At 57.6% G+C, this 20103-nt stretch carries 19 protein-coding genes and 2 pseudogenes; 11 read left to right on the plus strand and 10 right to left on the minus strand.

Features of this window, described 5'->3' with window-relative positions:
- Positions 1-9: 9 nt before the first annotated feature.
- From OQ460_RS11125 to OQ460_RS11140, 4 genes are all read left to right on the plus strand, one after another.
- The gene (locus tag OQ460_RS11125) at positions 10-1203 is read left to right on the plus strand and encodes an acetyl-CoA C-acyltransferase (protein ID WP_410021844.1); all 1194 of its coding nucleotides are present in this window, start codon (positions 10-12) and stop codon (positions 1201-1203) included.
- Positions 1204-1226: 23 nt separating this feature from the next.
- Positions 1227-2354, plus strand: a complete 1128-nt coding sequence (locus tag OQ460_RS11130; RefSeq protein ID WP_410021845.1) for an acyl-CoA dehydrogenase — start codon at positions 1227-1229, stop codon at positions 2352-2354.
- Positions 2355-2368: 14 nt separating this feature from the next.
- Entirely contained in the window at positions 2369-3142 is a 774-nt protein-coding gene (locus OQ460_RS11135) for an enoyl-CoA hydratase (protein ID WP_410021846.1), read from the plus strand.
- Positions 3143-3361: 219 nt separating this feature from the next.
- Positions 3362-3556: a hypothetical protein gene (locus tag OQ460_RS11140; protein ID WP_410021847.1), complete on the plus strand. Its 195-nt coding sequence runs from the start codon at positions 3362-3364 to the stop codon at positions 3554-3556.
- Position 3557: 1 nt separating this feature from the next.
- Here the strand turns inward: OQ460_RS11140 and OQ460_RS11145 are convergent, their stop codons facing one another.
- On the minus strand, positions 3558-3938 hold the full coding sequence (locus OQ460_RS11145) for a fe2+ zn2+ uptake regulation protein (RefSeq protein WP_410021848.1): 381 nt from the start codon (positions 3936-3938) through the stop codon (positions 3558-3560).
- A 251-nt stretch (positions 3939-4189) separates the two neighbouring features.
- Here OQ460_RS11145 and OQ460_RS11150 point away from each other — a divergent pair, with 251 nt between their 5' ends.
- Positions 4190-6493, plus strand: a complete 2304-nt coding sequence (locus tag OQ460_RS11150; RefSeq protein ID WP_410021849.1) for an acylase — start codon at positions 4190-4192, stop codon at positions 6491-6493.
- Between the two features lie 49 nt (positions 6494-6542).
- On the opposite strand, the gene OQ460_RS11155 is transcribed toward OQ460_RS11150, so the two are convergent.
- The 3 genes from OQ460_RS11155 to OQ460_RS11165 form a co-directional block, all read right to left on the minus strand.
- Positions 6543-7067 carry an AAA family ATPase gene (locus OQ460_RS11155; RefSeq protein WP_410021979.1) on the minus strand — a complete coding sequence of 175 codons (525 nt, stop codon included), beginning with the start codon at positions 7065-7067 and terminating at the stop codon, positions 6543-6545.
- Entirely contained in the window at positions 7064-7627 is a 564-nt protein-coding gene (gene pnuC, locus OQ460_RS11160; RefSeq protein ID WP_410021850.1) for a nicotinamide riboside transporter PnuC, read from the minus strand. Before pnuC ends, OQ460_RS11155 begins: the two co-directional genes overlap by 4 nt.
- Before the next feature lie 90 nt (positions 7628-7717).
- A complete protein-coding gene (locus OQ460_RS11165; protein ID WP_410021851.1) occupies positions 7718-9352 on the minus strand; it encodes a methyl-accepting chemotaxis protein in 1635 nt (544 codons plus the stop codon).
- A gap of 250 nt (positions 9353-9602) precedes the next feature.
- On the opposite strand from OQ460_RS11165, the gene OQ460_RS11170 reads away from it, so the two are divergent.
- The gene (locus tag OQ460_RS11170; RefSeq protein ID WP_410021852.1) at positions 9603-10433 is read left to right on the plus strand and encodes an undecaprenyl-diphosphate phosphatase; all 831 of its coding nucleotides are present in this window, start codon (positions 9603-9605) and stop codon (positions 10431-10433) included.
- Between the two features lie 5 nt (positions 10434-10438).
- Positions 10439-10831, plus strand: a complete 393-nt coding sequence (locus OQ460_RS11175) for a DUF1294 domain-containing protein (protein ID WP_410021853.1) — start codon at positions 10439-10441, stop codon at positions 10829-10831.
- Here the strand turns inward: OQ460_RS11175 and OQ460_RS11180 are convergent.
- Both OQ460_RS11180 and OQ460_RS11185 read right to left on the minus strand, forming a co-directional pair.
- A complete protein-coding gene (locus OQ460_RS11180) occupies positions 10820-11185 on the minus strand; it encodes an MmcQ/YjbR family DNA-binding protein (protein WP_410021854.1) in 366 nt (121 codons plus the stop codon). The genes OQ460_RS11175 and OQ460_RS11180 overlap by 12 nt on opposite strands.
- On the minus strand, positions 11182-12090 hold the full coding sequence (locus OQ460_RS11185) for a LysR substrate-binding domain-containing protein (RefSeq protein ID WP_410021855.1): 909 nt from the start codon (positions 12088-12090) through the stop codon (positions 11182-11184). The genes OQ460_RS11180 and OQ460_RS11185 overlap by 4 nt, the downstream gene beginning before the upstream one ends.
- Before the next feature lie 126 nt (positions 12091-12216).
- On the opposite strand from OQ460_RS11185, the gene OQ460_RS11190 reads away from it, so the two are divergent.
- Both OQ460_RS11190 and OQ460_RS11195 read left to right on the plus strand, forming a co-directional pair.
- The gene (locus OQ460_RS11190; protein WP_410021856.1) at positions 12217-12828 is read left to right on the plus strand and encodes an FMN-dependent NADH-azoreductase; all 612 of its coding nucleotides are present in this window, start codon (positions 12217-12219) and stop codon (positions 12826-12828) included.
- A 184-nt stretch (positions 12829-13012) separates the two neighbouring features.
- A pseudogene (locus tag OQ460_RS11195) lies at positions 13013-13236 on the plus strand (dienelactone hydrolase); the annotation flags it as partial.
- A 280-nt stretch (positions 13237-13516) separates the two neighbouring features.
- Here OQ460_RS11195 and OQ460_RS11200 read toward each other — a convergent pair.
- The 3 genes and pseudogenes from OQ460_RS11200 to OQ460_RS11210 all read right to left on the minus strand — a co-directional run bounded on the left by OQ460_RS11200 (position 13517) and on the right by OQ460_RS11210 (position 16626).
- Positions 13517-15103, minus strand: a complete 1587-nt coding sequence (locus tag OQ460_RS11200) for an ABC-F family ATPase (RefSeq protein WP_410021857.1) — start codon at positions 15101-15103, stop codon at positions 13517-13519.
- Positions 15104-15108: 5 nt separating this feature from the next.
- Positions 15109-15615 (minus strand): annotated as a pseudogene (locus OQ460_RS11205) (tyrosine-type recombinase/integrase); the annotation flags it as partial.
- Positions 15616-15633: 18 nt separating this feature from the next.
- Positions 15634-16626, minus strand: coding sequence for a terpene synthase family protein (locus tag OQ460_RS11210; RefSeq protein WP_410021858.1), 993 nt, complete (start codon positions 16624-16626; stop codon positions 15634-15636).
- A gap of 425 nt (positions 16627-17051) precedes the next feature.
- On the opposite strand from OQ460_RS11210, the gene OQ460_RS11215 reads away from it, so the two are divergent.
- Positions 17052-17999 (plus strand): polyprenyl synthetase family protein, encoded by a 948-nt coding sequence (locus OQ460_RS11215; RefSeq protein WP_410021859.1) that lies wholly within the window; start codon positions 17052-17054, stop codon positions 17997-17999.
- Positions 18000-18739: 740 nt separating this feature from the next.
- On the plus strand, positions 18740-19552 hold the full coding sequence (locus tag OQ460_RS11220) for a class I SAM-dependent methyltransferase (protein ID WP_410021860.1): 813 nt from the start codon (positions 18740-18742) through the stop codon (positions 19550-19552).
- 133 nt (positions 19553-19685) lie between these two features.
- On the opposite strand, the gene OQ460_RS11225 is transcribed toward OQ460_RS11220, so the two are convergent.
- Positions 19686-20096: a TIGR03067 domain-containing protein gene (locus OQ460_RS11225; protein WP_410021861.1), complete on the minus strand. Its 411-nt coding sequence runs from the start codon at positions 20094-20096 to the stop codon at positions 19686-19688.
- Positions 20097-20103 lie beyond the last annotated feature (7 nt).

The raw sequence follows: 20103 nt of genomic DNA on the forward strand, positions 1-20103 counted from the left end.
GCAATTGTCATGACTCAGAACCACGATCCGATAGTTATCGTCAGTGCCGTGCGCACCCCCATGGGCGGTTTTCAGGGTGAACTGTCGGGCCTGACCGCGCCGCAATTGGGCGCTGCAGCGATTCGCGCCGCGGTCGAGCGCGCCGGCATCGCCCACGACGCGGTGGATGAAGTGCTATTCGGTTGCGTGTTGCCTGCAGGCCTCGGCCAGGCGCCCGCACGGCAGGCAGCCCTGGGCGCCGGGCTGGACAAATCGACTCGCTGCACCACCCTCAACAAGATGTGCGGCTCGGGGATGGAAGCGACGATCCTTGCCCACGATTCGCTGTTGGCTGGCAGTGTCGACGTGGTGATCGCCGGTGGCATGGAAAGCATGTCCAATGCGCCATACCTGCTGGACCGTGCGCGCAGCGGCTACCGCATGGGGCATGGTCGAGTGCTTGACCATATGTTCCTCGACGGCCTGGAAGATGCATATGACAAAGGCCGCCTGATGGGCACCTTTGCCGAGGACTGCGCCGAACATAACGGGTTCAGTCGTGAAGCACAGGACACCTTTGCCATCGCGTCCCTGACTCGCGCCCAGCAGGCGATCAAGGAGGGCAATTTCAGTGCCGAGATCGTCCCGGTCCAGGTCACCGTCGGCAAGGAGCAGAAAACCATTATCGATGACGAGCAGCCGCCCAAGGCCCGGCTCGACAAGATTGCCAGCCTGAAGCCGGCGTTCCGCCAGGGTGGGACCGTCACGGCGGCCAACTCCAGTTCGATCTCGGACGGCGCGGCGGCGTTGCTGCTGATGCGCCAGAGCCAAGCGCAAAAGCGCGGCCTCAAGCCTTTGGCGGTGATTCACGGGCACGCTGCATTTGCCGATGAGCCGGGTCTGTTTCCGGTGGCGCCGGTGGGGGCAATTCGCAAACTGTTGAGCAAGACCGGTTGGCAATTGGGCGAGGTAGACCTGTTCGAGATCAATGAAGCGTTCGCGGTGGTCAGCCTGGTGACGATGAGCAAGCTGCAGATCCCCCATGACAAGGTCAATGTCCACGGTGGCGCTTGCGCGCTGGGGCATCCGATTGGTGCATCCGGCGCGCGTATTCTGGTGACGCTGCTCTCGGCCCTGCGCCAGAGAGGCCTCAAGCGTGGTGTTGCAGCCATTTGCATCGGCGGTGGTGAAGCCACGGCGATGGCCGTTGAATGCCTGTATTAAGCTTTTTATCCTAGAGGCCGTTTATGCTCCCCAATGACGAACAACTGCAAATCAGCGAAGCGGCCCGGCAATTTGCCCAGGAGCGGCTCAAACCGTTCGCGGCCGAGTGGGATCGTGATCACCGCTTCCCCAGGGAAGCGGTGACTGAAATGGCTGAACTGGGTTTCTTCGGCATGCTGGTTCCAGAACGGTGGGGCGGTTGCGATACCGGCTACCTGGCCTATGCCATGGCCCTGGAGGAAATAGCAGCTGGCGACGGTGCCTGTTCGACCATCATGAGCGTGCACAACTCGGTGGGTTGTGTGCCGATCCTCAAGTTCGGTAACGATCAGCAAAAGGAACAGTTCCTCAAGCCCCTGGCCAGCGGTGCCATGCTCGGCGCCTTTGCCCTGACCGAACCCCAGGCCGGCTCCGACGCCAGCAGCCTGAAAACCCGCGCCCGCCTGGCGGGTGACCACTACATCCTCAACGGCTGCAAACAATTCATCACCTCAGGGCAGAACGCCGGGGTCGTAATCGTATTTGCCGTCACCGACCCTGCCGCCGGCAAGCGCGGGATCAGCGCGTTTATCGTGCCAACCGACTCGCCGGGCTACAAGGTGGCGCGGGTTGAAGACAAACTCGGCCAGCATGCCTCCGACACCTGCCAGATCCTGTTTGAGGATGTGAAGGTACCGGTCGCCAACCGTCTGGGAGAGGAGGGCGAAGGCTACCGGATTGCCCTGGCCAACCTGGAAGGTGGTCGCGTTGGCATTGCTTCGCAATCGGTGGGCATGGCGCGTGCGGCATTCGAGGCAGCACGTGATTACGCTCGCGAACGCGAGAGTTTTGGCAAGGCCTTGATCGAGCACCAGGCCGTGGCCTTTCGCCTTGCAGACATGGCCACCCAGATCGCTGTTGCCCGCCAGATGGTGCATTACGCCGCGGCTCTGCGCGACAGTGGTAAACCTGCGTTGGTAGAAGCGTCGATGGCCAAGCTGTTCGCCTCGGAAATGGCAGAGAAAGTCTGTTCGGCTGCCTTGCAAACCCTGGGCGGTTACGGTTACCTGAGTGACTTTCCGCTGGAGCGGATCTACCGCGATGTGCGGGTCTGCCAGATTTATGAAGGGACCAGCGATATTCAGCGCATGGTCATTTCGCGCAATCTTTGAAGAGGAACGGATCGATGAGTTACGAAACCATTTTGCTGGAAGTCCAAGGCCGCGTCGGGCTGATCACCCTTAATCGGCCTGAGGCGCTGAACGCCTTGAACGCGCAACTGGTCAGTGAGGTCAATCACGCCCTGGACAGCCTGGAAGCCAACCCCGAGATTGGTTGTGTGGTGTTGACTGGCTCGAAAAAAGCCTTTGCGGCCGGCGCCGACATCAAGGAAATGGCCGAGTTGACCTACCCGCAGATCTACCTGGACGATTTGTTCAGCGACAGCGACCGCGTGGCCAATCGACGCAAGCCGATCATTGCCGCGGTCAACGGGTTCGCCTTGGGCGGCGGCTGTGAGCTGGCGCTGATGTGCGACTTCATCCTGGCCGGTGACAACGCCAGGTTCGGCCAGCCGGAAGTCAACCTCGGTGTACTACCGGGAATGGGCGGCACCCAGCGCCTGACGCGTGCGGTCGGCAAGGCCAAGGCCATGGAAATGTGCCTGACCGGGCGCTTTATCGATGCAGTGGAAGCCGAGCGATGTGGCATCGTTGCGCGGATCGTGCCGGCAGACGAACTGCTGGAAGAAGCGCTGAAGGTCGCGGCGCTGATCGCCAGCAAATCGGTGCCTATCAGCATGATGGTCAAGGAAAGCGTCAACCGTGCCTTTGAGGTCAGCCTGTCCGAAGGTGTGCGCTTTGAGCGCCGGGTGTTCCATGCGGCCTTTGCCACCCAGGACCAGAAGGAAGGCATGGCCGCGTTCGTGGCCAAGCGCCAGCCAGCCTTCAAGGACCAATAAGCGACCTGGGCAATATCAGGGGGAACCAGCGATGTGATTCGACGGCGCATGCGCACGTTCCCCCGCAACTTGATAGCCAATCGGGCGCAGGACAAGCCAAAATTATTCATCGCCTGTAACATGACACCCCGGCCAACTCGGACCATTCCTGCAATTGGGCTGGTGCCGGGGTGCTGAGGATTACCCAGTGGATACATTTTTCAGGTGCAGGAACCCGTCATGACCCAGAAACAACGCTTGATTTACTCGATTCTGATTTCCCTGGTGGTCCTGGGAACGATGTTTGGCTTGTCCTATCTGCAGAACGCCGGGGCCATCAGTGAGAAAACATTCCAGTACATCGCCATTGCCGTGGCGGTGATCGTGGTGGTGATCAACGGCATCATGCGCCGCAAGGTCAAGCCCAACCTCTGAGTCAGGCGTCAGAGGCCAGTACCTTCGCAGCCTCTTCATGGAGGCTGTAGCTTTTGTCGCTGTTGAGGGTGATCAAGCCTTCGCTGCACAGGCGCTTGAGCACCTCGCGTACGCTGAGGAACGATAACGGGATGCCCAGGTCCAGCAAATGGCTGTGTACGCCACGTACGCCCAGTGAGCGACCGTTGTCGGCGGCGGTGAGCAGGGCATCGATGACCTTCAGGCGAATCAGGCTGGTGCGCAGCCCAAAACACTTCAGCAAATATCGAATGCGTTGGTTGCCCTGGTGCTCGGGTGGCTTGCCGAAGGCTGGGGTTCCCGAGCTGAAAGCGGCGTCATGTGCCATAGAGTGACCGTCCGTGGGCAGTTGCGGGTTGTACATGCAAAAACTCCTTATCAGAGCCTGATCAGGAAAATGAGGGCGCTGTTAAGTAATAAGACGTATGAGCGGCGAAAATCATGAAGTCGAATGCGTATAAATTTTCTCAGTCACAGCCTTGGCCCATTCTGGATGCCCAGCAACAACGTCACCGCTACTAAATCCAGCGGTTTTTTTTCGTCTCTAACAATGGGCAGGCATTCGCAGGTCGGCCTCGCCTTGGGCGTTTAATGTGGCTTGATAATGGGGTGTGCGTGATTATTTTTAACCGGTTGTCCAGGGCTTGCGTGGCGGGCGTATTACTGGGGTTGAGTTTGTCGGGATGTGCGCGGCAGGCGAGCGAGGCCCAGGTGGGCGAGGCGACGGCAGAAATTCGCCGCACCAGTTTTGGTATCCCGCACATTCGCGCCAGCAATGAGCTCGGCCTGGGATATGGCATCGGTTATGCCTATGCACAGGACAACCTGTGCTTGCTGGCCAATGAAGTGGTCACGGTGAACGGCGAGCGCGCCAAGTATTTCGGCGCACAACAATCGACCCTGGAAGAGCGCAACAACCTCACCAGCGATGTATTTTTTACCTGGCTCAATACGCCGGAAGCCGTCGCGGCGTTCTGGAGCGCGCAATCCCCGCAAATGCAGCAGCGCATTAAAGGCTATGTGGCCGGATACAACCGCTCCTTGAGCGAACGCAGCGCCCAAGGGCTGCCAGTGCAATGCCAGGGAGCGTGGGTGCGCCCGATCAATACGCAGGATCTGGTCAAGCTTACCCGCAGGCTGTTGGTCGAAGGAGGCGTCGGGCAGTTTGCCGAGGCGTTGGTCGGAGCAGCACCGCCGCAGCTCGCAGCGAAAGCACAACCAGATGCCAGGGCCTTCGAGATGGCGGCACTGCATCAGCAACGCTTTGCCCTGGATCGCGGCAGTAACGCCGTGGCGGTGGGCGGCGAGCGCTCGTTCAACGGGCGTGGCATGTTACTGGCCAATCCCCATTTCCCATGGATCGGTGGCATGCGCTTTTATCAGATGCACCTGACGATCCCTGGCCAACTGGACGTGATGGGAGCTGCATTACCTGGGCTTCCGTTAATCAACATCGGCTTCAATCAGCATGTGGCATGGACCCACACCGTCGACACATCCAAGCATTTCACCCTCTATCGCTTGACCCTTGATCCGAAGGACCCGACCCGTTACCTGGTGGACGGTAAATCGGTCCCCATGAACAAAACCCGGGTTTCAGTACAGGTCAAAGGTGCGGACGGCAGCACCTCAACGCAATCTCATACGCTGTACAGTTCGCAGTTCGGCCCAGTGGTGCAATGGCCGGGCAAACTCGATTGGGATGGGCAATACGCGTTCAGCTTGCGTGACGCCAACCTGGGCAATGATCGTGTGCTGCAGCAATGGTACGCAATGAATCGCGCCGGCAGTCTCAAGGAGCTGCAGACCTCGGTGCATACACTGCAAGGCATCCCGTGGGTCAACACCCTGGTGGCCGACGATCAAGGGCAAAGCCTGTACATGAATCATTCGGTTGTGCCCAACGTCAGCGCTGAGAAGCTTGAACAATGCAGTGATCCACGGGCTGGCCTGGAAATCATAGTGCTCGACGGTGCCCATGGCGCTTGTGCCTGGGATGTTGATCCGCGTGCGGCCCAGGCCGGTATTTTTGCCGCAGGCCAGTTGCCGCAACTGGAACGCAAAGACTATGTACAGCATTCCAATGACTCGGCCTGGCTGGCGAACCCCAAGGCGCCGTTGGTCGGCTTTTCCCCGTTGATCAGCCAGGAACAACTGCCATTGGGGCCGCGTACGCGCTTTGCCTTGCAGCGCTTGCAGGACCTGGCCAAACAGTCGATCACGGTTGCGGACCTACAGAATATGGTCATGGATAACCAAGTGTATCTGGCCGCTCAGGTTATGCCGGACGTACTGAGATTTTGTGAGGCAACCGCCGATGCGGCATTGAAGCCTGTCTGCGCGAGCCTCAAGGCCTGGGATCAGAAAGCCAACCTCGACAGTGGGCTCGGCCTGGTGCATTTCATCAATCTGCAGCAGCGACTGCGAGGCGTACCAGAACTGTGGCGGGTTGCGTTCGACCCCGCGCTGGCACAGACCACTCCACGAGGCTTGGCCATCGAACGAGCACCGGTAGCCAAGGCGCTGCGCGAGGCGTTGCTGGCGACAGCAGCACAGGTCAGGCAACTGGGAATCAAAGAGGGCATGCGCTGGGGCGACATCCAGGTGTCGGGCAATACGCCGATCCATGGCGGGCCGCAGGAACTGGGGATCTATAACGCCATGCAAAGCGTACCCAGGAGCGATGGCAAGCGTGAGGTAGTCAGCGGCAGCAGCTACGTGCAGATCGTCACGTTCGATGACAACGGTCCGAAAGCCGAAGGCGTGCTGGCGTTCTCGCTCTCCAGCGACCCGGCTTCAGCGTACTCGAAGGACCAGACCCAGGCGTTCTCCCGGAAGAAACTCAGCCCGCTACCCTTTACCGAGCAACAGATCACGGCCGACCCGCAGTATCAGGTGCAAGTGATCAGCGAAGAATAAGGCTACCCATTGTAGGGGCGAGCAAGGCTCGCGCCTGCACGGATCGGTGTCAGGAGCCCAGAAGTGCCTCTACCGCTGCAAAAGCCTGGTCATGCCGGGCTTGCCAATCCCCGCCAATCACCCGGAATGGCTGTTGATGACGCTCCAGCCAGTCCTTGGAAGCTGCAAAGAACGCCCTGCGGTCTGCCAACTCCGGCTGGCAACGCTGCCCGTCCGCCGTCCAGGCGATACCGTCCGGGGACAACAGTAGATGCAAGTCGTAGCGACGTGCGAGCAACTCCTCGTCCAGCCAATGGGGCGCGTCACCAAACAGCGTCAGGCTCCACAGTTTATTGGTCAGCAGGTTGGTATCGAGGATCAGCAGCTCGGGCTCACGGGCGCGGCCTGCATCTTCCCAGGCCAACTGGCCTCGGGCTATGTCGGGGATATCTGCCAAAGTGGTATCGCGCTGGAAATGGTCGATGAAATACCTGACGTACTCACCCACCAACACCGCACCGAAGTGCGCCTGCAACTGTTCGGCCAGCCAGCTTTTACCGCTGGACTCGGGGCCGGCCATCACCAAGACCTTCATGTGCGCAGTGCCGGATCTGCGTGCCATGCACGCCAGCCTTGCACCGCAATCACCGTGAACAGGGCATAGAGTGCGGCTGTGAGGTACAGGCCTTTGTAGAGGAACAGGCCGACAAAAATCACATCGACGACGATCCATAACGGCCAGCATTGCACGCGTTTTTGCGCCATCCACATTTGTGCCACCAGGCTGAAACCGGTCAACGCCGCGTCGAGCCAGGGTTGTGCCGCGTCAGTCCAGTGCGCCATGGCGGCGCCCAGCATCAGGCTGCCCATTGCCCCGACACCGAGGCTCAGCAGTATGGATGGAGTGCTGAGACTGGTGACTTCGCGGCCCTGCCGGACCTCGCCGGCACGCGTCCACTGCCACCAGCCATAGACTTGCAGAGCGGCATAGATCACTTGCAGCAGCATGTCGGAATACAGCTTTACTTCGAAGAAAATCCAAGTGTACAGCAACACCATGACCAGACCGATGGGCCAGCACCAGGGGTTCTGCTTGACCGTCAGCCAGACGGCAATCACCCCCAGCACGGCGGCAAACAGTTCAAGCCCGGACATGGGATTCCTTGGAAGAGTCGAAGAGGAGGGCGATTGTAACCAACCGCCCGGACAAAATCTTGCAACGATTAGCGTGTGACGCCCCGGCGATCAAACCTTGAACTGGCGTAGCAAACCGTTCAGTTCTTCGCTCAAGTCCTTCAAATGATCGCTGGCCGCGCTCGATTGTTGCGCCGCCAGCGCGGTGCTCTGGGACAGGCCGGCTGCCTGGGTCACGTTCTGATTGATGTCTTCGACCACATGCGCCTGTTGCAGGGTGGCGCTCGCAATCGAGGCATTCAGGCCGTTGAGGTTGCGCAAGGCCTGACCGATGGCAGTGAGGCTGGCACCCGCCTGGCCCGCTTGCTCAATGGTCAGTTGCGAGGCCTGGTGGCTATCGCTGATCACCTTGACTGCGGCTTCGGAATGACCTTGCAGGCGCTCGATCATGCTCTGGATTTCGGCGGTGGACTTTTGTGTACGTTGGGCCAGCAGCCGCACTTCGTCAGCCACCACGGCAAAACCCCGGCCTTGTTCGCCGGCCCGGGCGGCTTCGATGGCAGCGTTGAGTGCCAGCAGGTTGGTCTGGTCGGCAATCGAGCGGATCACTTCGAGTACACCACCAATTTGTGTGCTTTCGCTGGAGAGGGTACGGATCACCTCCACTGCCTGAGTGATGGTGGCGGACAGCGAGTCGATCTGCTGCAGGCTGCCATCGATATTGACCTGGCCTTGTTCGGCCTGGGCCTGGGCGTCGCGCATTTCACTGGCCGCATGTTCGGCATTTTTTGCGACGTCCTGCACGCCGTAGGTCACTTCATTGATCGCGGTGGCCACCAACTCCATCTGCTGGGACTGCTGCTGGCTGCGAGCATGGGCCTGGCTGGCATTGCTGCCCAGCTCCGTCGATGATTGGCCCAAGGCATTGGCGCAGGTCTGCAACTGGCTGACCACGCTGCGCAACTTGGCGGTGAAGCTGTTGAAGTGGCGGGACAGTTGGGTGACTTCGTCCTGGCCGTGAGTATCTAGACTGCGTGTCAGATCACTCTCGCCGCTGGCGATGTTGGCCATGGCATTCACTGCTTCTTGCAGCGGGCGCACGATACTGCGGGCGATCAGGACCACCAGCAGGGTCATGATCAGGGCAATGCCGAGACCAATAATCGAGGCCTTCCACATCTGGATACGAAACTCAGCCTGCACATCATCGACATACACGCCGGAGCCGATGATCCAGCCCCAAGGCTTGAACAGCTGGATATAGGAGGTTTTCGCCACGGGCGCATCCGCGCCGGGTTTGGGCCAGCGATAGTCGACCATGCCAGCGCCCTGGGCCTTGGCCAGGCTGACAAATTCGTTGAACACCGCAAAGCCGTCCGGATCACGAATGGCCGAGAGATTTTGGCCATCGAGTTTGGGGTTGGCCGGGTGCATGATCATTACTGGTGTCAGGTCATTGATCCAGAAATAGTCATCGAGGTCATAACGCAGCCCGCGCACTACGCCCAAGGCTTGTTTCTGGGCTGCGTCACGGGTAAGTACGCCGGTGGTTTCGAGGTTGTGATAAAAATTCAGAATCCCACTGGCGGTTTCCACGACATGCCGGGTCTGCTGGCTCTTGGCCTGGTACAGGTCATTGTGGATCTGCTTGAGCATCAGCAAACCCAGGGTAAGCAACATCAACACGGCGACTATCAGGATCAACCAAAGGCGCCGGCTGATCGACATATTGCGCAAACTGTTCATTGTCTTGTCACTCCGCGTTCTTATATTTTTGGTGTCGCGTTGCTGGGCCAGTGATAACGCAAAGCGAAATTCGGGCTTGTCTGATAGGCTTTCGGCCCGGAATCAAAAAACCTGAGCCCTGCCTGATTTTTCACGAAATTTTTGCAGTCCAGCCTTGATCCTGCGCGCTGATTCCTGAGCGTGCTCATCGTTAGTGAACATCGAAAAAATATCAACGAGGCATGCTGACGCATGACCTTTTGGGGGAATAATGGATCTTTGGACCGCCTTTCAGGCATTGATACTTGGAGTTGTCGAAGGGCTGACGGAGTTTTTGCCGATCTCCAGTACCGGTCACCAGATCATCGTCGCCGACTTGCTCAACTTCGGTGGCGAGCGCGCCATGGCATTCAACATCATCATTCAACTGGGCGCCATTCTGGCGGTGGTCTGGGAGTTTCGACGCAAGATCATCGACGTGGTGGTGGGGTTGCCCACCCAGCGTAACGCCCAGCGCTTTACGACCAACCTGCTGATTGCCTTTATGCCGGCGGTAGTGCTGGGGGTGATTTTTGCCGACCTGATCCACGAATATCTGTTTAACCCGATCACCGTGGCCACGGCGCTGGTGGTGGGTGGTGTGGTCATGTTGTGGGCCGAACGCCGCGAGCATGAAGTCCATGCTCAAAGCGTCGATGACATCACCTGGAAAGACGCGTTGAAAGTGGGCTTTGCTCAATGCCTGGCGATGATCCCAGGGACTTCACGTTCTGGCTCGACCATCATTGGCGGCCTGTTGTTCGGCCTGTCGCGCAAGACCGCGACGGAGTTTTCGTTCTTCCTGGCGATGCCGACGATGGTCGGTGCGGCGGTGTATTCGGGCTACAAGTATGGCGACCTGTTCCAACCAGCGGATCTGCCGGTGTTTGCCGTCGGCTTTGTGACCTCGTTCATCTTCGCAATGATCGCTGTCCGGGGCTTGCTCAAGTTCATCGCCAGCCACAGCTATGCCGCTTTTGCCTGGTACCGCATTGCCTTCGGCTTGTTGATCCTTGCCACCTGGCAGTTCGGCTGGATTGACTGGACGGCGGCCGAGGGATGATGAGCATGAACGAAAATGCTATCCAGCATCTGCGCTTCAAGGTGCTGGTGTTTGTGCTGTTGTGTGCCGTGCCGTTGTTCGGCACGGCGCTGCTCGGGTATCGCGGGACGTCGTTGATCCCGCTGACGGCCTATGGGATTGTCAGTGTGCTCACGTTTTTGCTGTATTGGAGTGACAAGCGCAAGGCCCAGAGCGACAGCTGGCGTACGCCAGAGAAAGTCCTCCACGCCCTGGAACTGGCCGGCGGCTGGCCGGGTGGGCTGGTGGCGCAACAAGTGTTTCGCCACAAGACACGCAAGGTCTCCTACCAGATGGTGTTCTGGGCGATCGTGTTGCTGCACCAGGTCTTCTGGATCGATCAACTGTTTCTCGGTGGCACGCTGCTCTCAATGTTCTAGCCTGAGCCCGATCTGCGTGCGTTTGGGCAGTTTGGCCACCACCAGTTGATGGGAGCGCTGCAACAACTCGCGCAACTCTTCACCGCCCAGCGGATAAGGCGTCTGCATGATGATCCACTGGGCCCGTGCCAGATACGGTGCTGGGTGGATTCCCGGGCGGTCCACATGGCCGAGAAACAGTTCCTTGTCGACCTTGAACGCCAGGGAATCGCCCCGCAGGTTCTGCAAGGCAAACATCTTGTTTCCCGCTATCGAGAACACGCGCACGCCGCCCCACTTGTAATCCTCACGCGCACCGGGCAACCCCAGGCAGAAGTGGGCGACGTCTTCTTCAGACATCTTGCTGGCACTCATAGCAGCCGGTCTCCGCAGTTATCAAAGGCATGCGCGAGGAAGTCAATCCAGGCACGTATCGCCGGCGAAACACCGCGCCGGTGCGGGTAAACCGCCTGCAGCCAACCGCCGGGTAATGACCAGTCGGGTAACAGTTGCACCAGCTGGCCGCTTTGCAGTTCCTGCTCGCAATACATCATTGGCAGCATGGTAAAGCCCAGGCCGGCGAGGACGCTGGCTTTGCGCACCAGGAAGTCATCGGTGCCCAGGCGCGCCTCCATCACCAGATCCCGGCTGTCGCCCTCAGGGTCAAGCAAGCGCAGGTGAACCAGGCGATCGGCCTCCAGTGCGCCGAGTACCGGCAGTTGCCTGAGGTCGTCCAGGGTCTTGATCTGCCTGCCGCGCACTAGTTCAGGATGGGCAACCAGCGCCGTGCGGGCCTGGCGCAGGCGTCTCGTTACCAGCAGCGGGTCTTCATCCCCCAATTCCCGCACTCGCAGTGCAACATCGACGCCTTCGGCCACCAGGTCGACGCGCCGATTGACCAGCATCATCTCCAACTGCACCTGGGGATAATTGGAAAGAAACTGCGCAACCATTGTTGGCAGGATTTCGTGAGCCAGGCCCACCGGGCAACTGACCCGCAAGCGGCCCCGTGGCTCGCTGGACATATTGACGACGGCTTCGTCCGCCATCTCCGCTTCGAGCAACATCGCCTGGCAATGCCCCAGATAGCGCTCGCCGACAGCGGTCAAGGTCAACTGGCGGGTGGTTCGTTGTAGCAGGCGGGCGCCAAGACGCTCTTCCAGCTCGGCAATACGTCGCGACAGTCGCGACTTGGGCACGCCCAGCAGGCGCCCGGCGGCGGCGAAACCACCGGCTTCCACCACCTTGGCAAAATAGTAGAGGTCATTAAGGTCTTGCATGAGTGCGCCTATTGTCCTGTCAGTGGGACGAACTATCGCATTTTAGCTGGCTAATCGGCTATTGGATTGATCGGTAGGATGGCCGCCATTAGATCGCCGGTGGCGATCCTCACTTGGAGATCCCACATGAAACTCTTGCATATTGATTCCAGCATTCTCGGCGACAACTCTGCATCCCGTCAGTTGAGCGCCAAGGTGGTCAAAGCCTGGCAAGCAGCCGAGCCGGGCGTGGAAGTGATTTATCGCGACCTCGCCAGTGAAGGCATCAACCATTTCTCTGGCGTGACCCTGGGAGCGCTGGGCACCGCCGCCGAGCTGCGTGATGCCGTGCAGACGCACGAAGCAGACCTGAGCGCCTCGACCCTGGCAGAGTTTCTCGCCGCTGACGCCGTAGTACTGGCCGCGCCGATGTACAACTTCACTATTCCTACCCAGCTCAAAGCCTGGATTGACCGGATCGCCGTCGCCGGCCAGACCTTCCGCTACACCGAAGCCGGCCCGCAAGGCTTGTGCGGCAACAAGAAAGTGATCGTGGTCTCCACTGCTGGCGGCTTGCACGTGGGCCAGCCAACGGGCGTTGCCCATGAGGACTATCTGAAAGTACTGCTGGGTTTTCTCGGGATCACCGACGTAGAGTTCGTCCGCGCCCATGGCCTGGCTTACGGTGACGAAATGCGCAGCAAGGCACTCAACGAAGCGGATGCGATGATCAGCGACCAGTTGTTCATTGCGGCATAAGTAGGATGTAAGTTTCACCGAGGTTCGATATCTGTCTGATTCGAGACGTCAAAGCTCTGTATTCTGGTGGCAATAAAGCCGCGGAATACGGAGTTTTTTTGTTTTGAAAGGGTGAGTCTGGCCTGGCTTATGCCGTCCAAAGCCAAGTTGCCTGGGCCTGAGTGCATTGAGCATGACCTTTCTGATGCGAAATGCAGGCCTGCTGTTTGTCTGCCTGCTTGGCGGCCTTGTCTCCGCGCATGCCGCGCCAGCACCGCCCCCCCATTGGAGCGTGGGCTATCACCGAATGAGCTTTCTCGACCCGCTTGACTCACCGCCGATAAAGCCATCGCGTTCTACCCATCCACGGGGCGCGAACACGTCAGCCAGATAGGCGCCTACCGTATTGGTGCGGCCGAAGACGCCAGGCCTTGGCGGCGATGCCGATGCTGGGTACGGACGCAGAGGGTGTTGATCGCGCCGGTATTCACCGCAACCTGATCTCCGAGGCCGGGCTTTTTTTCAGGCATGCCCTTGGCCAGCCGAACCACGGCATCGGGCAGACGCCTGGCCGCTAGGCCCGGCGCTTGAGCCCGGCGATTGCCCGCGCCAAGTCGAAAAACACCGCAGATTGGCCTGGCTGATAAAGCAAAAAGCCCCGTCACATCGGACGGGGCTTTTGCTTGCTGCTCACGACACGATACTGCTCTTAAATCACCACGCCCTGGCTGCGCAGGTAGTCGTCATAGGTACCGCTGAAGTCGATTACGCCACTTGGGCTCAATTCAATGATGCGGGTAGCCAGGGACGATACGAACTCACGGTCGTGGCTGACGAAGATCAGCGTGCCCGGATAGTTTTCCAGCGCCAGGTTCAGCGCTTCGATAGATTCCATGTCCAAGTGGTTGGTCGGTTCGTCCATGATCAGCACGTTGGGCTTTTGCAGGATCAGCTTGCCGAACAGCATGCGACCTTGCTCACCACCGGAGATAACCTTGACCGACTTGAGGATCTCATCGTTGGAGAACAGCATGCGACCCAGAGTGCCACGGATAACCTGCTCGCCCTGAGCCCACTGGCCCATCCAGTCGAACAGCGTGACGTCGTCTTCGAAGTCGTGAGCATGGTCCTGGGCGTAGTAGCCCAGTTCCGCCGCGTCGGTCCACTTGACGGTGCCGGCATCCGGCGTCAGTTCGTTGACCAGGGTGCGCAGCAGGGTGGTCTTGCCAATACCGTTCGGGCCGATGATCGCGACGCGCTCGCCAGCTTCAACCTGGAAGCTGAAGTCCTTGAACAGTGGCTTGCCGTCGAAGCCTTTGGCCATGCGATCGACGATGACCGCCTGGCGGTGCAGTTTTTTGGTCTGTTCGAAGCGGATGAATGGGCTCACACGGCTCGAAGGTTTGACCTCGGCCAGCTGGATCTTGTCGATCGCCTTGGCACGGGAAGTAGCCTGCTTGGCTTTCGAGGCGTTGGCCGAGAAGCGGCTGACAAAGGACTGCAGCTCGGAGATCTGCGCTTTCTTTTTGGCGTTGTCCGACAGCAGTTGCTCGCGGGACTGGGTCGCCACGGTCATGTACTCGTCGTAGTTGCCTGGGAACAGACGCAACTCACCGTAATCCAGGTCGGCCATATGGGTGCAGACGCTGTTCAGGAAGTGACGGTCGTGAGAGATGATGATCATCAGGCTGTTACGCTGGGTCAGGATATTTTCCAGCCAGCGAATGGTATTGATGTCCAGGTGGTTGGTCGGCTCGTCGAGCAGCAGCACTTCCGGATCGGAAAACAATGCCTGCGCCAGCAGCACGCGCAGCTTCCAGCCTGGCGACACTTCGCTCATCGGCCCGAAATGTTGCTCCAGGGGAATGCCCAGGCCCAACAGCAGCTCACCGGCACGGGATTCGGCGGTGTAGCCGTCCATTTCGGCGAACTCGGTTTCCAGCTCGGCGACGGCCATGCCGTCTTCTTCGCTCATCTCCGGCAGCGAGTAGATACGGTCGCGCTCGGCCTTGACCTTCCACAGCTCTTCGTGACCCATGATCACGGTGTCGATGACGTTGAATTCTTCGTAGGCGAACTGATCCTGGCGCAGCTTGCCCAAGCGCACGTTCGGCTCCAGCATGACCTGTCCACCGGACGGATCCAGGTCGCCACCGAGGATTTTCATGAAGGTCGACTTGCCGCAACCGTTGGCACCGATCAAACCATAACGGTTACCGGCGCCGAACTTGACCGAGACGTTCTCAAAGAGCGGCTTGGCGCCGAACTGCATGGTGATGTTAGCTGTGGAGATCAATTACTTTACCTATCAATAGCTTGGGGTGCGCTTATTTGAGCCGGGACCAATTTGGGACCAATCTGAAGCTTTTCCATTTCGCTTCAGTCCGAGCTTGAGTTGATCCAACGCGCATAAGTCGAGAGCAGCATCTGCACACTATGGCCGAGCTGCTGGGAAATGAAGGCGGGGTTCATGCCAGACATAATGCATATTGTCGCATAGGTGTGACGACAGTTGTATGGCGGACGACGACGGATGTTCAGAGCCTTTAGTGTCGGAATCCATTGTTTATGCAGGTCAGATGTCTGTTTCACGTACTCCGAGTTCTTTGAAGGCGGGAAAATGAAAGGAGTTTCTAGCACCTTTCCTTTGCCATTTTTCCGACGCCCTGCATATTCCCCGGCAAATTTTAAGGCGTGCATGGCGCGGTCATTCAACAAAACGCACCGGCCTGCGCCCGTTTTCGTTCGCTCCACCACTTCCCCTAGGGCAATCCCGCGACAGACGTGGGCCGTCCTATTCCCGTCGTCTTGTAGAGTGACCCGTGACTATCCTTTGAAACGAATTTCGCGATAGCGCGGCACTGTAAGATGCCAGGCGATATTGCCGCGAAAAAGGTTGCTCATGGCTTGGGCGCAAAGTTGAGCCTGTTCCCTGGAGCGCTCGTCATAGCCATACAGTGCAAGACGTTCTGGTAGCAGTCTTTGGGCGTTTGTGTAGTCTTCAGTCCAGGCCTCGATACGCCGTGACACCTCACTGGCCGCACGTTCTGGTGAATAACCTTTGGTATGCCTGAGATGGGTCAGGAGGTTATAGATATCTTCATCCGGGTTTTCCATGATGGGGAATGAGAGCAAGTCGTTGACTGCTTTGAGATGGTTGAGGACCAGAGTATTCAGTTCCTGCCAGGGTTGGCTGTAGTAAAGCGATGAGGGCAGGTGAATATTCAGCGCGAAGTAGGTGAACTCAACGCACACCTGAAAGCCGCCCGCGCTACGCCAGAGGCTGTCATAACCCTCGACGCCAGGCTGGGTGTGATTGATACGGTGCATCAGGGCCGTCACGCACGGCTTGAGGTAGGTTGCATATTGCTCTGCCACTCGCTCTTTCCACTGTGGTGGCATCAGGCGGGCGGCACGTCGGATGATATCCGCCAGGCCTGTGGCTAGAGGGCCCTGTGGCCTACTGCGGTAGACAAAAGCAGCATCATAGACTCCCCGGATATGGCGCTCCAGGGCATCAGGATCCTCGCATTCCTCGTCCGCGAGGTCGTCCTGACAACTAAACCAGCCTGTTAAATCAGACAGAACAAACAATGTTTCTCGAGGTGCATCGTTCCACATGAAGCCGGCATATTGTCCGGGAGAGTAAATGTCCTGCTGATGGGTCGCGTGGGCTGTGGATTCCAGACCAATATTCTTGAGCCACAGCCGGGTGTGCTGCTCCGCTTCATCGGTGTAAGGACTCAGTGGGTATGTAGCTTCCTGCAAAGCTTGGGGGAGTTGAAAGGGCGTATTGGCATGATGATGTTCCGTGGTCATGAGTTGTGATGGCTCCATGTCATTTACCCAGTGAAGAGTCGGTCTATCCGTCAGCATACTTCGTCAATGAAGATAAAATTTATACAAATCAAACCATTATGAATCCTCCAGTGGGGTTCTAGCGTTATCTCGGCACTCCCCTTGCTTCGCATTAGCGAAGAGCATCTACTTCAACGAAACTTAACTGTTCTGTTTGTGCGAGATGAACATCTTACAAAGCATGGAAGGCTTTTCAAGTTTTTCTTATAATATTGTTTTATTGAGATTAGCAGGAAAAGATATAACGGATATTGATTCGTCTTTTTGTGAGGCGGCTACCATTAAACCGCCGACACTGTAAGCAGTGCCGGCCGTTGCTTGTTCTGGTCTTTCATTCAGGTCAAAACTCACACTCATAAGTCACGATATCCAGCGAGGCTAGGAGAATGATTAATACCGCTCTAAAGTTTGATGCCAGCTATCAAGCCCAGGCTAAAGCTCAATGGCGCGAGCCGTTTGAGTACCAGGAAAAATCTGGAGGAAAAAAGGTCCGCACGGAACTCGCTTGGGCGCTTTCAGCACTCTATAATTTACCCGCTACGCAAACTCACGTACTGTGTGATGCCATAGAGCATATCAACCTGTCCTCATTGATACATGATGATCTGCTTGACGGCGATCTCGTTCGCCGTGGCGTTGCTTCGGTGTGGGCCAAATATGGACCAGGTGTTGCGCTCATTTCAGGTATGTACGGCTACCTTCATGGCCTTGAGCGCCTTACCTCCTTGAACAATATGGAGGTTGTTCGGGCCGCGTTGGCTGCTCTTGAGTCTCTGCATGTGGGACAGCATCTCGATGCGAAGTTCAGTGATGGGGATACGTTGCCGACGCTGGAACAGTATCGATTCATTGCGCAGACCAATACGAGCTGTTTATTTGTATTTCTCTTGACCGCATGCCAATCCTTGAGTCCATTGAAGGAGCATGTGCATATAGGACTTAAGGAACTATTGCTTGAATTGGGGGTTTACTATCGCTATGTCAATGACTATTGTGACATCAACTATGTTCCACACTTCGAAAAGAAAGGCTTTGCGCCGGACCTGGAGGGTGGCCCCAAATCATTTTTAATGATTTTGGCGGATAGGCCTTTACTTAAAGGCAAGAGAACTATGGAGCAAAAGAGTCAAATTATTCAGGAGTTTGGTCGCGCAGGTGTATTTGATACTGCGCTAACGATGATGGAAGACACCTACTTGAGGATCGAGCAGCGCCTGGAGAGTATTTCTCAAGAAAGCGTCAGGCACAACGTGAAACCGCTAGTGGATTTTGTACGTAATATGCGGTTTCAGCCGGGACCGAATGACAACTACTACACCCAGCGGATTACTTAGATGTAGTGGTCTAATGAAACCGGACATCCATTCAGGCGAGAGTGCTCGCCATATCGAGGTGTCAGATGACCAAGCTGCGAGAGCGCTACCTTGACTAGGCGGCCGCGCATATTCAGTACATGCAAAAAAATCACACATATGAATCTGCAACTGCACCATGTTGTGGTGGATGTCACCAGAGTTACCGGCATGCGAATAGTTCGGGCTATTGTGGCCGGAGAGCGAAGCCCGTCAATATTGGCCTCCATGAGCGATCTGGGATTTGGTTGCAGACATTTTCTATGAACCTCGCCGCAGCGGGCGGCCACGAACAGATGATCGCTGGGCCTGGACCGATGTGGATCAGGGCCGACGGGCATGCTTGGACAGCGACTTTGGGGCGTAAGGCCCAGTCGCTGAGCGGAAAATATGGGGTGCATGCTGGAATTTGGCGCGCGTTGTCCCATATGTGAGGCGTGAGTTGTATGCCAGGGAGGCGGTGTCGGCTGGGCGGGTTGGCATTGTTGAGTGGGTTGCAGGAAAAGCCCGATAAAATTCACGAAATTGCAGCGATAGTTTTGCGTTCGGTCAGGTTTTCTGTTCTTTCACGTTGTTGACAGTTGAACATCTCATTGCCGTGGCCTAAGTTTGCATCGTTCGCCCTGCAGTGATGGCTCTTTACCAGCTCAAGGACGACGAGGCTGTTGGTGCGGGGCGAACTCCTTCTATAGCCTGTGCCCGTCCGCCCGTCAGGAGACACAATGGACAAGCTCTCAGCTCAACACGTGGTTTCAAGCAACAGAGATGCCTGGAACGAATCCGCCGCATACCATCGGGGCAACGACACCTGGCAAACCTTGCTCGATAGTGTCGCAAAACCGGAGTTTTCCTGCCTGGATTCGACGCTTACAGCGTTGCTGCGGCAGGTTGGCGTCCAGGGAAAGAATGTAGTGCAACTGGGTTGCAATAATGGTCGCGAATGTTTGTCGCTTTATAGTCTCGGGGCATCCCACGTAGTGGGTGTGGATCAATCCGCGGCCTTTTTGCAGCAAGCCAGAGAGCTGGCGAGCTTATCACCCCATTCGCCTGAATTTATCGAAACCGACATTCATCAATTGCCTGATCTGCTCTATGGTCGCTTTGACATGGCGTTGATCACGATTGGGGTGCTGAACTGGATGCCGGATGTCGCACAGGCTATGGCTTGTATCGCCAACACGCTGAAGGCCGGCGCGACGCTGGTAATTTACGAGACCCATCCGTTGCTTGAGGTTTTCGACCCCGAGGCGGCCAACCCGATGTTGCCGTCCAGTTCATACTTCCGGCGCGAGCCATTTGTTCTGCAACAGGCACTTACTTACCAGGGCGAAACCAAGAACTCGGTGGCGACTTCTTATTGGTTCGTGCATACGCTGGGAGACATCGTCAACGCAGCCATCGCGGCGGGCCTGCGGATCACTCATTTGCGCGAATACCCGCACTCCAACCGTGAAGACCTGTACGACCAATATGAAAATCAGCCCGCACAATTGCCCATGTGCTACACGCTAACGGCGGTCAAAGAATCGGTTTGAAGGATGATCGGGCAAAAAAAAGCCTGCTGGGGAGGCAGGCCAAGGGATTCACTTGAGGAGTAGGCTTCACCCTATAGCGCCAAAGGTGAAGGGCTTGTGAAAATCCTGTCGCAAAAATGCTTATCCGAACGGATCACCGCCTGCGAATAAAAGTACGCATGGTTTGCCCGGGTCCGGTGCTGAACCGTAGTGGCCTTGGCATACCCTCGTCTGCAGCGATAAACCTGAAGTGGTCACCCTCGAGGATGTAACTTGCGGGCAGTTGTTTGCCGGCGTCGCTGCCCATCGAATCGATCCAGACAATGGTTTTGGGCGTGGTGCTGGCATCCAGCGTGAAGCTGCCCGCCAATAGCACCTCGCCATTTGGCGTCACGACCCGAAACTGGTCGCCGCTGATGGTGGTCAGCGCGCCCGGAGCGGTGTGCGCGTCTGGAGGGTTGTTGATGCCGCTGTCTTCCAGTGCGGTCTGTTCCCACGTACCTTGCAGGTTCTGTCGATCTTGATCGCCAGGGCAGTGTTCTGGGTGATTGGTGGGGCAGGCCATGGGAAAT

The organism is Pseudomonas imrae (assembly GCF_046352735.2).
In the GTDB taxonomy this organism is placed as follows: Bacteria; Pseudomonadota; Gammaproteobacteria; order Pseudomonadales; family Pseudomonadaceae; genus Aquipseudomonas; species Aquipseudomonas imrae.